This window comes from Rhodospirillaceae bacterium (genome assembly GCA_016722635.1).
Classification (GTDB): Bacteria; Pseudomonadota; Alphaproteobacteria; order JAEUKQ01; family JAEUKQ01; genus JAEUKQ01.
In genome coordinates, this window is sequence record JADKIX010000010.1 from 1 (window position 1) to 13,956 (window position 13,956).

At 45.4% G+C, this 13,956-nt stretch carries 9 protein-coding genes and 2 pseudogenes; 6 read left to right on the forward strand and 5 right to left on the reverse strand.

The genetic code is table 11. The features are described 5' to 3' along the window. Positions 1 to 472: 472 nt before the first annotated feature. The 4 genes from IPP67_04145 to IPP67_04160 form a co-directional block, all read right to left on the reverse strand. Positions 473 to 874, reverse strand: a complete 402-nt coding sequence (locus IPP67_04145) for a helix-turn-helix domain-containing protein (GenBank protein MBL0338370.1) — start codon at positions 872 to 874, stop codon at positions 473 to 475. A gap of 71 nt (positions 875 to 945) precedes the next feature. Further along, positions 946 to 1,128: a hypothetical protein gene (locus IPP67_04150; GenBank protein MBL0338371.1), complete on the reverse strand. Its 183-nt coding sequence runs from the start codon at positions 1,126 to 1,128 to the stop codon at positions 946 to 948. A gap of 1,009 nt (positions 1,129 to 2,137) precedes the next feature. Then, positions 2,138 to 2,455: a hypothetical protein gene (locus IPP67_04155; GenBank protein MBL0338372.1), complete on the reverse strand. Its 318-nt coding sequence runs from the start codon at positions 2,453 to 2,455 to the stop codon at positions 2,138 to 2,140. 390 nt (positions 2,456 to 2,845) lie between these two features. Continuing rightward, positions 2,846 to 3,094, reverse strand: a complete 249-nt coding sequence (locus IPP67_04160) for a hypothetical protein (protein MBL0338373.1) — start codon at positions 3,092 to 3,094, stop codon at positions 2,846 to 2,848. A 572-nt stretch (positions 3,095 to 3,666) separates the two neighbouring features. On the opposite strand from IPP67_04160, the pseudogene IPP67_04165 reads away from it, so the two are divergent. Both IPP67_04165 and IPP67_04170 read left to right on the forward strand, forming a co-directional pair. Further along, positions 3,667 to 4,804 (forward strand): annotated as a pseudogene (locus IPP67_04165) (histidinol-phosphate transaminase). A gap of 147 nt (positions 4,805 to 4,951) precedes the next feature. Next, positions 4,952 to 6,378 (forward strand): annotated as a pseudogene (locus tag IPP67_04170) (saccharopine dehydrogenase NADP-binding domain-containing protein). Between the two features lie 84 nt (positions 6,379 to 6,462). Here the strand turns inward: IPP67_04170 and IPP67_04175 are convergent. Further along, entirely contained in the window at positions 6,463 to 7,539 is a 1,077-nt protein-coding gene (locus IPP67_04175; protein ID MBL0338374.1) for a DUF2125 domain-containing protein, read from the reverse strand. Between the two features lie 339 nt (positions 7,540 to 7,878). Here IPP67_04175 and IPP67_04180 point away from each other — a divergent pair, with 339 nt between their 5' ends. The 4 genes from IPP67_04180 to infB all read left to right on the forward strand — a co-directional run bounded on the left by IPP67_04180 (position 7,879) and on the right by infB (position 13,940). Continuing rightward, positions 7,879 to 8,634, forward strand: a complete 756-nt coding sequence (locus IPP67_04180) for a DMT family transporter (protein ID MBL0338375.1) — start codon at positions 7,879 to 7,881, stop codon at positions 8,632 to 8,634. 488 nt (positions 8,635 to 9,122) lie between these two features. Continuing rightward, a complete protein-coding gene (locus tag IPP67_04185) occupies positions 9,123 to 9,659 on the forward strand; it encodes a ribosome maturation factor RimP (GenBank protein MBL0338376.1) in 537 nt (178 codons plus the stop codon). Positions 9,660 to 9,682: 23 nt separating this feature from the next. Then, the gene (gene nusA, locus IPP67_04190; protein ID MBL0338377.1) at positions 9,683 to 11,221 is read left to right on the forward strand and encodes a transcription termination/antitermination protein NusA; all 1,539 of its coding nucleotides are present in this window, start codon (positions 9,683 to 9,685) and stop codon (positions 11,219 to 11,221) included. Between the two features lie 46 nt (positions 11,222 to 11,267). After that, a complete protein-coding gene (infB, locus tag IPP67_04195; GenBank protein ID MBL0338378.1) occupies positions 11,268 to 13,940 on the forward strand; it encodes a translation initiation factor IF-2 in 2,673 nt (890 codons plus the stop codon). Positions 13,941 to 13,956 lie beyond the last annotated feature (16 nt).

Below are 13,956 nucleotides of genomic sequence, written 5' to 3' on the forward strand. Positions count from 1 at the left end.
TTGTTTTCATTTCATTCTCCATTTCTATTAAGTGAGGGTAAATAAATATCCGTGATTAATTCAGAGGCGGCCACTTCACAGAGATATTAATATATTCCTCAAATATTTTAACATCTGCGGCCGCAAAACTGACTAGAGCAGCCATTGGCCGTATAACCATTGATAGGCAGCCCGCATGCTGGCGTAAGGCCCTTGATACGGTAGCACCGCATAATCGCCCCGCAGATCTTGCTATGGATCAAAGGGATTCGATTGGGAGGACTGTTTCGGTGATAATTCCCGCCTGCGAATGTAAATCTTGCTCGGGTGTACGGTACCGGGTCATCAAAATAAACACCGATTGAACGTTGTCCTGGAACAATCCAGTTGTTTGCACCCAACAAACATACAATTGATGAAAACTTTCCCGACCTGCATGTACGAGCCATGATGATCAATGGCGATAACGGATAAAACGTTACCTGCCGGATGGTCACCTTGTAATCATCCCGTGCTTGGGCATTTTCCGGAAACAGGAAATTGTTGATGAAGGCCGTTTTTGCGGTGACTGGGCTGGGGAACGCCTGTACGCCTCTTTAAATAAACGATTAAAGGATTGTAAATTAGGGTAACCGCTTTTTGTGGCGATAGCCGCAATAGACAAATCGGTATGCGCCAAATAAGCGGCGGCGCGCTGCGAGCGAGGCGTTTGACAGTGTCTGCAATTGTTTCCCCGATAAGGCGCTGATATAACCGGTGCCAATGATAAGGGGACATGCAAGCAATATCCACTTAATTTCAGTAGATCAAGCGGCTCATCCAGATGGTCGAAGATATAGCCGGTGACCCGGTTCAACCGTTGCACATAATCTTTAACATGCAGGGCTTGGCGCATAGATTGTTTCCTTTTCTTTTATCCCGATCGGATAAAAAATATCGTATATGATGGCGATCAAAACAAAACAGTTAAGCTGAACATTTCACGCCAATGAAAATATCAATAGCACCGGATGGTTGATATTTTTCATAATCAGCGACAAATGCCCTTTTCAGGGTTGTTGCCAAATTTCCAACCGCTTTCACCAACCTTCGCAGGCCCCGACCACCGCAAATATTTGGCGATTTGAGGGGGATGATGGTTGCAACCAAACCCGCGGGTAATCTCCCAACCTCACTGACCGCAAAGCCACAATTAGGAATAGGCGCAATACCTTGATATTTCCGAGTTATGCCGAAAATGGGTGCACGCTACGTAAACATCCTGGGAAATTTTATTTGGAATTTTCTAAAACCCCTTCTTGGTAAAATTTTTGCCATCGAGGTGAGGGGTGGTTTGGAAGGCAACATCGTTGGATGTTTTCAGCCCAACACCCGCACTTTGGATAGGATCTTTTTGGGTGGTTTTGCATCTGTTTGTTCCCTTTATTTAGTGGATGATAAAGAACCCTACAAATCATTGTTTTTGTGAAATCTTGCGGTATTGCATTCTAACCAAGATCAGGGGCAATTTTTTGAAATGGGCGAAAATTTGCTTGATGCCAATATTAATATATATAATAGTTAGATCAACATCTTGTCGTTTTGCCTGATGGATAAGGTAAGTCAGTAATTGAATTTAAAAAATTGATACAGGGGAAAATCAAGAAAAATTTAGCCACCATATCTTTCGTAACGGCTGGGCCTTCCTTGAGTGCTGCTTAAAGTGAAACTCCTGAGAGAAAGTTGCCCGTAAAGCCCGTGAGTTTTGTGTGGCGATGGGAAACCAGATATTTCACCTAGGAAAAGCTGATCCAGCCCGTTTCCAAAAATCACTTAGATAAAGGTACTGCGCCGCACATGACAGAAAAGAACCTGCGCCGTTTAAAAAACTAACAACCACTTTACCCAAAGAGGGGCTTTTAAAGGCGACCTGCATAAGCGCTTTCCCAACCGAAGTGGATAATATATATCGATGGCAAGCCGTTAATGGGTAGCAGTGATAGGAACAAGGGCTAACTAGATATTGGGAACATTTAGTAGGTCAGCCCCTTATTTAAAATCTCAAAACAATTAGCAATCTTTGCTTAAGAGGGCTGTGGCACCGCTTGTTGGTGGAGGGCAGTGAGAATTTTTGGAAGCTCACTTTTCGGAATTGCCAAAAAATCCAGATTTTCATCAATTAAAACCGCTTGGCGGTTATCAGCGCTGACGGCGGCCAAGCCAATTGGTTGATTGGATCCGGTTGATAGGATGTTGGGATTTTCTGTTGATTGCAGTACATCCGTTTCATAATCACCCGAATGAAATCAATAAACACACAAACTATCTCGGCATTTCGGCCGTCGCTAGTGCTTAAATGGGCGTCACAAGCCATAATGAACTTGCTTTTACAAGAGCCTTTGGTAATACTGCCCAGCCGGTCAACGGTCCAATTATCCCCTATGCGCCAATCATCCCAAAGATTTGGCCCCGAAGTATTTTTAATCCTGTTTTCCAAAACCAACCCCCTCCTTAAAAAGGCAAAAAGTAGGATTTATGGGGGATAATTTAGATCCTATCTCTTATACCAGGCATTTTCAATGCGCCGGTCGAGTATGAACGATATGGAAGGCAACCGCGCCTATAATTCCCCGGGTTAGGAAAGGAAGAAAGAAAGCGAAGGAATAGCGATCGTATCCAAATAATATAGAATAGGATCGTGTCGAAATTTAATCCTTGGGGATAGGTGGCCAGCATCGATGGGCGTTTGCTAAATTCCTGATACCAGGCATTGAGTTTTGCATAATCCTTGTGCCAATTGTCGGTTGGGAAACGGAAATCGATATACCCCAAAGCGGCGGCCAAGGAAAATTCACCAATCGTTGGTTCTTTACTGAAATGTTTAGCCTCATGTTCGGCGGCTTTCAGGCTGCTTTTGAACTTTATTCCGCTGCAGGGTTAGAAAATCAGCCCATTGTAAGTTGGTTGGGCGCATGTGGGTTTCAATGCGTTGGGCAACAGCGGCTTCCAATAAACCATCGGCCAAAGCATGCAAGCGCAAAGCCCGATATTTCGCAGGGTTGCTGGTTGGGAATAATTTCCCTTGCGCCATGTCATTCAAATATTCGCAAATAACGATAGAATCATAAAGCACCATGCCATCCGCGGTGGGTTAAGCGGAACCTTGCCCAACGGATTTTCAGGGGCGATGCCTTGCACCCAATTATCCCGGATCGGGGCAATTATTTCAATTTATCAACCAGTTTTAATTCATGGGCAACCAGCATCACTTTGCGGCCGTAAGGGGTGGTGCTGGACGTGCGCAGTTTCATTTTATGGGAAGTATCAACCATTGGATAGTCTCCTGAAAATAGAGATGAATGTCGAAGCGTGGATTAAAATAATCCATCCCCACGATGGCCTAGTTTGTTAAAAACTGCAACAGGGGGGTATATCAGGCGCTCTAGGACGATCTAATCCCCTGCAAAATTCTGAAAATCTTATGTACCATCACATCATATGGAAAAACAGTGAAATGTTTTGATCTGTGATATTCCTGCCGGATGAACAAGCAATCTTCTATGTCTTGTCTTGATGGCGGATTAGGGGTTGCCATTCGATGTCGGCTTAGATAAGTTGTTGGCAATGCTGTATCAATTGTCTGAAATTGGCTTTGGGAACCAACAGCCCGTTTTATCAATAATAATAACAATATTGGGAGGATAAACGATGACAGTTCCAGCAAGACCAGGCTTAAACGTTTTATCTGCCTACGTTCCAGGTGTGAGGCAAAATTACCAGGCTATGCCAACCCCATCCGTTTGGCATCAACGAAAATGCCTTGGGGCCAGCCCCAAGGCAATGGAAGCCTTTTTCTAAGGTTGCGTCTCAGTTACATCGGTATCCGGATCCATCTGCCCGCTTATTGCGTGAAACCCTTGCCAAAAAATTTCAATTGGATGTGCACAGGATTGTTTGCAGCGCCGGTTCCGATGAATTAATTGAATTAATTGCGCAAGGATATGCGGGCCCTGGGGATGAAGTTATTTATAGCCAATATGGTTTATGAAATATGCCATCACCATCATCAGCGTGGGCGCCAAACCCGTGATGATACCTGAGAGAAATTTCACGGCCCAAGTGGATGACATCTTGGCCGCTGTGAATGCGCGTACCAAAATTGTTTTCTTGGCCAATCCCAATAACCCCACCGGCAGTATGTTAGCAGCCAGCGATATCCGTCGCCTGCATCAAGGATTGCCTCCCTATGTGTTATTGGTGTTGGACGCAGCCTATGCGGATTATGTGGATGATAAGACCTATGAGGCGGGCTATCAATTAGCCAGCAACAGCGAAAACGTCATTGTCTTGCGGACTTTTTCAAAGATTTATGCGTTGGCGGCCTTACGAGTTGGCTGGGCTTATGCCCATCCCTCTGTCATTGACATTATTAATCGTATCCGTGGGCCTTTCACCTTGTCTGCCCCCGCCCAGTCTGCAGCTTGTGCCGCCTTGGAGGATGAAGCGCATGTGAGCGCGCGCGTCAGCACAACCGGCAATATTTGCCTTGGTTCCGCAAGCACATGCTGGAGATGGGTTTGCAGGTATTGCCAAGCGCCGGTAATTTTGTGTTGGTACGTTTTTCGGAGGGGAGCAAACCGCAACAAAGGCAACTCGGAAATCAAAAGCCCTTGACGTCAAAAACTACTTAAACCAGCAAGGCATTATTATCCGCCCCCTTGATGCTTACGGCTTACAGGACTGTTTGCGGATTACCATCGGCACGGCTGAGGAAATGAAAACAGTCGTCCAAAAGCTAAAAGACTACCAAAGCCGCCATCAACATCTTCGACAATCGGCCGGGTAATCCCGGACACGGTTTATAAGAAAACTTCCTTCATTGTTTTTCTTATCAACGGATAGGCGGGGTGCCCTTACCCAGGGATGATTCTTTCCTTGCATTTACCACTTTTACTTATTATTGACACTTTCTAAACAATGGGAGACATTCATCATGACATCTAAGTTTAATTTTAACGGCCGGATTATAATGATTGGATATGGGTCCGTTGGCCGCTGTACTTTGGCTATGATAGCAGAAAATTTTGATATGCCTTTAAGCAACATCATCATTATTGACGGGCAAGACCAAAGCCATATCATCGCCCCTTACGTCCAGCGCGGCGTTCAATATCTGGTTAATCCTTTGTACCGGGAAAATCTGGATAAAGTTCTTGATGACCGTGTGGGCGGCGGCGATATTATGCTAAACTTAAGCGTGGATGTCAGCTCTGTCGATTTAATGGATTGGTGCCAAAAACACCGGGTATTATATTTAGATACCTGCATTGAACCTTGGGATGGGTATTATGATAACCCCAAAATCCCCGTGAGCAAACGCAGCAACTATTATTTGCGTTATGAGGCGATCCAGCGGGCAAAGAAATGGCGTAAACCGGCGATGAGCGCCCTTTTAACCCATGGGGCTAATCCGGGGCTTATCAGCCATTTTGCTAAAGCTGGGTTACTTGAAATTGCCAGCAGAAAACTAAAGGCCTTTAAGGATCAGCCAAAAACCCAGCAAGCATGGGCTGCTTTAGCCCAGCAATTAGGGGTTAAGGTGATCCAGGTGGCGGAGCATGACACCCAAATTGCCAATCGCCCTAAACGCCCGGGTGAGTTTGTGAACACTTGGAGTATTGATGGCTTTTACAGCGAAGGCATGCAACCAGCTGAGATGGGTTGGGGGACGCATGAAAAGAAAATGCCAAAAGATGGCTTCCATCATCGGGTGGGATCACGTTCTTCCATTTATTTGGGGCAACCAGGACTGATTACCCAAGTGAATTCATGGACACCGGTCAGTGGGCCTATGAAGGCCTATTGCATTACCCATGGCGAAGCTATTAGCCTGAGTGAATATTTAACTTTAAAGCAGGGGAAAAAGTGATGTACCGGCCTACGGTATATTATGCGTATCATCCCTGCAACGATGCGGTTCTCAGTATGCGTGAAGTAGCCATGCGCGATAGCTGGACATTGCAACCTAATAAGCGTTTGTTAAATGAGGAAATTATCGAGGGTGGGGATGAATTAGGCGCCTTGCTACTCGGGGATCATGGCGGCTTGTGGTTTGGCTCCATTCTAGATCATCAGACCGCACGCCAAATGTTAAAAGGTAAATTCAGTGCCACCTCTTTGCAAATTGCCGCGCCAGTGATGGCAGGGGCGATGTGGTTGATTAAGAATCCGGAACTGGGTTTATTAGAACCGGAACATTTGGATTATCAGGAAATCATCGAAATATGCCGGCCATATTTGGGTAAAATAGTGGGGGTGTGGACAGATTGGACACCGCTGCAGGGGCATTACCGTTTATTCCGGGAAAAGGGTTTAAATCTAAACGACCCCTGGCAGTTCCAAAATTTCCGCGTCAGCTGAGGAATACATAAATGGCCCCTGTCTTTTAAAGGCAGGGTTAAAGATAGGGCCTATGACCATATGGGCGATCAGAAAGGTCTGTTTTTACAAAAATATCTTTGTGGGGAAGAGGCTTAGGAAATAAAACCAATCAATCCTTTGCAAGTGATACAAAGTAATGGGTCCCCAGCTGATTATTTGGTTTTCAATCGATAGCTTAACGGCGATGAAACTATTGTCTAAATTGCCCTGGGCTGCTGCCAAAAGCTCGCTGGTATCTTGGATCCTGTTTTGCGTTTCTTCATCCCAAGAACCAACTTGGAAAAAGCTTTGCAGTAAATTATCATATCCATATAACTGGAAATAAACGTCGCTTTGCGGTTGTAATTGTTCATCCAACTGAATGGCCACTTGATTGGCCACCACGCTCCATTTCTGCGTCAGGACAAGTAAGTTTTCTATCAGTATTTTTCCTGCGGATTTTTGCCAATTTACCAATTTTTCCAAGAAATTTTTCCCCTGCCATGGGCCTTTGGCCGAAGCGTATAAAATGACAATGGGAATAGGGCCAGATAGGAAAGGGGTGGAAACCCCCGGTAAGCTAATCACTTGAAACTGGCTAATAACAAGCCATTCAGGCTGGTTAGGAAAATGGGTTAGGATAATTTGTCCCTCTTTAATGGTTACGGAAGGCGTTGCTTGACCGGCTTGGGCACTAAGGGCAATATCGGTTGCATGGATTTCAGCACTTTTTAATTTACCGTCAAATCCCAAATAGCTGAAAATAGTGGCATTGGCAGAAACCAGCGAGCGTTGCCCATTCACGGTTATTTCTTGCTGGGCATTTCGGATGATTAATTTGACATCGATCGGGCGCCAGGCGGTCGCAATTAACTTGATGCTGTCGGCCTTCAAAGACCATGGATTGGGGGTATCAAAATAAGCAATATTGATATCTGGTATCACCATCGTGAAACTATAAGGAAACCCCTTCACCGTGATAGTGGGGGGCATTATCGCTTTGAATCCGTTCGCTTGCAAAAGCGGCTGCAATTTTGGCCAATATTTTTCAATCAGGCTTGCAGCAATACACCAATATGCTATATATGCGGTGCAGCAAATTAATGGCAGCATAAGGATACCGTAAGAAACCCGCCATAGGATGCGCTTAGGACTAGACACGGATATGAACCCCTTTTTCATTTTTAAAGGTTTCAGCCAATTTGTTGTCTTTAATCCTATCCCCATAATTTTGAACTATGAGATATAAGGGGTTCCTTACTGAAAAAGGCAGACGAGCAATTTTGCCAAAAAAACTAATTATACGCCATATTGGCTAGAAAGAATACGGATGTCCAGTAGTCAATCTCCTGCCGGTACTTCTATCAAAAAGCAGCACTTATTTTTTCCATTCTATTTGTTCTGTTATGGAGCACGGGGTTTATCGTTGCCAAAATTGGCTTGCGCTATGCAGGTCCGTTTACCTTTATTTTAATACGGATGGGAATTGCCATTGTGATTATGGGAATTTTTGCCTTGGTCATGAAAGCCCGCTGGCCACGGCAGCTTAAAACTATCTGGCATTTGGCCGTTGCCGGTGTTTTAACCCATGCTGTTTATTTGGGTGCTTCCTGGTCTGCGGTTGCCCAAGAAGTGCCGGTGGGGATAGTGGCGATTATTGCAGGCCTACAACCCCTCGTTACCAGTGTTTTGGCAGGCCCCATGTTGGGTGAAAAAACCACCCAACGACAGTGGATTGGCCTCCTGGTTGGGTTTTTAGGCATTTTTATTATTGTTGAACCTAGGCTACAAGCAGCCATTGTGTCTTTTCAAGGGATTGCGTTGGCAGTTTTTGCTTTGTTGGGTATCACTTTGGGGACTTTATACCAAAAACGTTTTTGCCGGAATATTGATTTAAGGTCTGGACAAGTCATCCAGTTGGTTGCGGCATCCTTGGTCATATGGCCTTGGGTTTATTGGATGCAGGAAAGACCGGTTGAATGGTCGGGAGAGTTTGTTTTTTCCCTATTTTGGATGTCAGTCGTGTTATCGGGCATTGCCATCACTTTGCTTACCTGGTTGATTTATAACGCCCCTGCGGCTTCAGTGGTCGTATTATTTTATGTCACACCGCCGTTGGCAACGGTTTATGCCTATATTATTTTGGGGGAAAATCTGGGTTGGTTGGGGATCGTTGGCATGGCTATTACCATTTCAGGCTTGACATTGACCATTACCAAAAAGGTACCGAAAAAACATCATCATCAGCCGTTATAGGCGTTTTAGGTTGGCTCATCCGTCGAGGGGCGGTTTCTTCAGTCGCCGTGATTTTTTATATTATTCCGCCCTTAACAGCCCGTTTATCCAAGAAAGCAACTATTCCTTCTGTTCTTGCCGAACCAATCGCCATCAAGCAGTAGCATCAGCATAAATTTGCGTAAGGGTCATTTTCATTAACATGTTTGTTAGGATTATAGGTTCGGTATCCTATTCATGAAGTCTCCTGATCTAATGGGTATCTCTGCATAAATGCTTATTCTGCCTCATGGGTTCTTCGCCAAAGAACTTAAATTCTAACCGGTTATTTTATTAAAAAACGGTAAAAAATAATTTCTTGCCAAGGCGATTAAATTATGGTAGTGCTCACATATCAATCATCCTTAATATTCAAGGGTGGGCTTATGGCCCGCCTTTTTTGTTAGGGGCGTGTTTTAACATATTTAGCTGATAAGCTACTGAGGAATTTATTTAATCTTCAGGCGGAAATGAAGAATATCGAACCTATTCAACAATTATTAGAGCCTTCTTTAAACCAGAGAGGCTATGAGCTAATCCAAATCAAGTGGCAGCAAGGTCGTTTAGCTGTTCTGCAGGTTATGGTGGAACATCAAAATTTGGAACCATTAACCATGAAGGATTGCGTTAGCTTAACTAGGTTAATCTCAACCATTTTAGATGTCAGTGATCCGATCTCCCATGCGTACAGCTTGGAAGTGGGTTCACCTGGGATTGACCGCCCCTTGGTCAAAAAACAGGATTTTCAGCGGTTTGCGGATCAAGACGTTTGGTTGGAAACAGAAGGGCTGGGCCAGAAACCTAAAAGATGGCAGGGAAAAATTTTAGGTGTTAAAGGGGACGATATTTTATTGCAGGTAGAAAATGAAGCACAGCCGGTGGAGTTGCCTTACCAATCTATCCGCCAGGCGCATTTGCAGATTGAAAAGAAATTGCTTGGCAAGCCGCCTAAGCCGGGCTTGAAAAATAATCCAAAGACAAAAAAACCTTCCAAACCGAATAACTAATATAATGGGTAGGATATAGAAATATGGCGACAATTTCAAACATTCAGCGTCATGAATTGCTGCAAGTAGCTGATGCGGTGGCGCGTGAAAAAAATATTAGCCGGGAAGATATTTTAACGGCGATGGAAATGGCAATCCAAAAGGCCGGCAAGGCTAAATATGGGCATGACCATGATATCCGCACAAAAATCGACCGCCGTACGGGTGAGGTCAAATTATTCCGTTATTTGCTGGTGGCTGATCATGTTGAAAATGAAGTAACACAAATTTCCTTCAAGGAAGCCAAAAGTCATCAGCCGGATATTAAAGTGGGTGATTTTGTCATGGAGGAGTTGCCACCCATTGATTTAGGTCGTATTGCCGCCCAAACCGCCAAACAGGTGATCGTGCAAAAGGTGCGCGAAGTGGAACGTCAACATGAATATGAAGAATATAAAGACCGCAAAGGCGAAATTATCAACGGCGTGGTCAGGCGGGTTGAATTCGGCAATGTCACTGTTGAATTGGGCAAAGCTGAGGCCGTGATGCGCCGGGATTTAATGTTGCCGCGCGAAACTTTCCGCCCCGGCGACCGGGTGCGGGCGCTTATTTTAGATGTACGTCCGGATAGCAAGGGATCGCAAATTATCTTATCCCGTACCAGCCCCGAGTTTATGGCTAAGCTGTTTACCCAGGAAGTACCTGAAATATATAATAAAATTATCGAAATCAAGGCAGTAGCGCGTGACCCTGGTAGCCGGGCTAAACTCGCGGTTTATTCAAGGGATACTAACATCGATCCGGTAGGTGCTTGTGTCGGTATTCGCGGCAGTCGGGTTCAGGCGATTGTGAGTGAGCTGCAAGGCGAGAAGGTGGATATTGTTCCCTGGGCATCTGACCAGGCGACTTTTGTGGTGAATGCCTTGGCGCCAGCTGAGGTAACCAAAGTTGTTTTGGATGAAGAAACGAAAAGGATCGAGGTTGTGGTCCCGGATGATCAACTCAGCCTAGCTATTGGCCGCAAGGGCCAGAATGTCAGGCTGGCCAGTGAATTAACTGGCTGGGAAATCGATATTTTGACGGAGGCTGAAGAATCGGAGCGTCGGGCGCAAGAATTTAAAAATGTTTCCCAGATTTTCATTGAATCCTTAGATATTGATGAAGTAATTGCCCAGCTTTTAATTACGGAAGGGTTTACCAAAATCGAAGAAATTGCATTCGTTGGGGTTGACGAACTGGAAAAAATTGAGGGTTTTGACCGGGATGTAGCCTTGCAATTGCAAGAAAGAGCAAAAAATTACATTGAGGCTAAAAAACAGCAGCAAGTGGAACGCTGGCGAGATTTAGGAGTTGAGGAGAAATTATCCACAATTGCCCAATTAACCCCTGAAATGCTGGTTGCTTTGGGAGAGCAGGGAGTCAAAACATTACAGGATTTTGCAGATTTATCGAGGGATGAATTGACTAATACCCAAGATGGTTTATTGCGAGGCTATGACCTTTCAGCAGAGACTGCAGATCAGATGATTATGTCGGCTCGTTCCATGCCAAAGGTTGTGGGCAACAATCTGAAATCGTCGTAAAATTGAAACAGACTTAGGTTAATCCAAACAAGGTTTTTAAAGATACATGACCGATATTAATGAGCCATCAGCCGCCAAAAAAACATTGGGTCTTTCTTTAGGGGGAAAGCTTGAGCTAAAGAAAACGATCGATGTTGGGCAGGTCCGGCAAAGCTTTTCTCATGGCCGAAGCAAGGCCGTAACGGTTGAGGTAAAACGCAAGCGTGTTTATAATGCTGATTCGCCTGGTCCTGCAGATGAAACGAAATCCCGAAGTCCAGAGCAAATGTTGTCTGCCGAATGGTCAAGCCATTTAACGGTGGAAGAACGGGCTATCCGTAATAAGGTGATAGAAGAAGCTAGAAAAGAAGAAGAAAAGCGGGCAATCGAACAACAGCGCCTGCGCGAAAGTGAATTAAAACAGATAGAAGAACAAAAGGCCCTAGATGCGTTAAGGCCCGCTGTTTCTAAAAATACAGCATTAGATATTCAACAAGATCCGGCCGCTGTGGATACGGGTAAACCAAAAGTTGCTCCATCCAAAAATTCTGACGGAGAAGAGGGTAAGAAAACCTTATTAACTGCAGCAGAAGAAAGCCCTGGAAGGGCTTATGGGATAGCTGCCAAAGTTGCTGAGGTTGCGGATGATGATACGAAGAAACCTAAAGAAAAAGCCAAGCATTCTGGTAGATTGCCGTCTTCCACCAAAAGCGGATATGGGGATGAGCGGGAAGCGGAAGATGGCTTTTCTTCTGCGCGTAAACCAGGGAAATCAGTACCAGCAGCACCGATCAGCGAATTAAAGAAAAGCACCCCGTCAAAATGGCGTAGCGGGAAAATTACGATTGACCAAGCGCTGGATGAAGAAGAAAAAGTCCGGGTGCGTAGTATGGCCTCTATCCGCCGGGCACGGGAAAAAGAAAAACAAAAATTTATCCAAGACAATCAAACGGAGCCAACCAAAATTGTCCGTGAGGTTATTTTACCTGAAACCATCACGGTGCAGGAACTTTCTAATCGGATGGCGGAACGAAGCGCGGATGTCATTAAAACCTTAATGAAAATGGGAATGCTAGCCACCCTTAACCAGGTTCTTGATGCGGATACGTCTGAATTGGTTATCAGTGAATTCGGCCATAAAGTGAAACGCGTGAAAGAATCAGACAGTTTCATCGCAGAAACCTTGGCACAAGATTCAGCCGGGCAGCTGCAAGCCCGTCCCCCCGTGGTGACGGTGATGGGACATGTGGATCACGGCAAAACTTCTTTGCTGGATGCCTTGCGTTCAACCGATATTGTTTCCGGTGAAGCCGGGGGGATTACCCAGCATATTGGTGCTTATCAGGTGACACGCCCATCAGGTCAAAAAATTACCTTTATTGATACGCCTGGCCATGCCGCGTTCTCGGAAATGCGCGCGCGCGGTGCTAATGTCACGGATTTGGTGGTGTTGGTGGTGGCTGCAGATGATGGCATCATGCAGCAAACCATTGAGGCTATCAGCCATGCCCAAGCCGCTAAAGTTCCCATCATCGTAGCCATCAATAAAATCGATAAGCCGCAAGCGGATCCTGCCAGGGTTAGGCAGGAATTACTGAACCACGGCTTGGTTGTGGAAGAGTTGGGTGGGGATGTGTTGGCGGTTGATGTCTCCGCTAAGGCCAAATTAAACTTGGATAAATTAGAGGAAGCAATTTTATTGCAGGCGGAAGTGTTGGATTTGAAAGCCAACCCCGACCGGTTGGCCAGCGGCGCAGTCGTTGAGGCGCGCTTAGAGCGTGGCCGCGGATCGGTTGCCACTTTCCTGGTGCAACGTGGCACATTGCGGGTCGGTGATATATTGGTTGCTGGCAATGAATGGGGACGTGTTCGCGCCTTGCTCGATCATTACGGGCACCCTTTAACAGAGGCAGGTCCATCAACACCTGTTGAAGTGGTGGGATTACAAGGTACACCGATGGCTGGAAACCAATTTGTTGTTGTAGAAAACGAAAATAAAGCTCGTGAAATTAGCGAACACCGCCAACGTAAAAGCCGGGAATTACAAGCAGCCACCGCTTTGGGCAAAAGAGGCAATGTGGAGCAAATGCTCTCAAAGATCGGTGACAGCGGTTTGCGGGAGTTGACAATTATCTTAAAATCAGATGTCCAAGGATCGCTTGAAGCTTTGGTTAATAGCTTGAATAGATTGAATACCGCCGAGGTTGGGGTGCGAATCCTGCACGCTGGTGTTGGGGGTATCAATGAATCTGATGTGACCCTGGCGCGGGCTTCGCGTGCGGTGATTATCGGGTTCAATGTTCGTGCCAACCCGTTGGCTCGGGAGATTGCGCGCCGGGATTCCATTGATATCCGATATTATTCAATTATTTATAATGTGATCGATGATGTGAAAGCCATCTTGGGCGGGTTGTTAGCACCAACCTTGCAAGAAAAATTCTTGGGTTATGCTGAAATCCGGGATGTGTTCTCCATTTCAGACTCTGGCAAGATCGCTGGGTGTATGGTAACGGAAGGGCTTGTCAAACGCGGGGCTAAAGTACGCTTGTTACGCGACAATGTGGTCATTTATCACGGCAGTTTAAAAAACCTGCGCCGGTTTAAAGATGAGGTCAAAGAAGTTAAAGAGGGATATGAATGCGGCATGGCCTTTGATAACTACCAAGATATCGCCAAATTGGATATAGTGGAATGTTATGAAATTGAAGAAGTGGCCAGGACATTGACAGATAAATCATAATATTGAAGCAAAGGTT

What these genes read in the sequence shown, in the direction of transcription:
- IPP67_04160 (MBL0338373.1), bottom strand. Translation starts at nt 3,094, where the DNA reads ATGGTGCTTTATGATTCTATCGTTATTTGCGAATATTTGAATGACATG.
- nusA (MBL0338377.1), top strand. Translation starts at nt 9,683, where the DNA reads ATGGCGACAATTTCAAACATTCAGCGTCATGAATTGCTGCAAGTAGCT.
- infB (MBL0338378.1), top strand. Translation starts at nt 11,268, where the DNA reads ATGACCGATATTAATGAGCCATCAGCCGCCAAAAAAACATTGGGTCTT.
- IPP67_04145 (MBL0338370.1), bottom strand. Translation starts at nt 874, where the DNA reads ATGCGCCAAGCCCTGCATGTTAAAGATTATGTGCAACGGTTGAACCGG.
- IPP67_04180 (MBL0338375.1), top strand. Translation starts at nt 7,879, where the DNA reads ATGGGAATTTTTGCCTTGGTCATGAAAGCCCGCTGGCCACGGCAGCTT.
- IPP67_04185 (MBL0338376.1), top strand. Translation starts at nt 9,123, where the DNA reads ATGAAGAATATCGAACCTATTCAACAATTATTAGAGCCTTCTTTAAAC.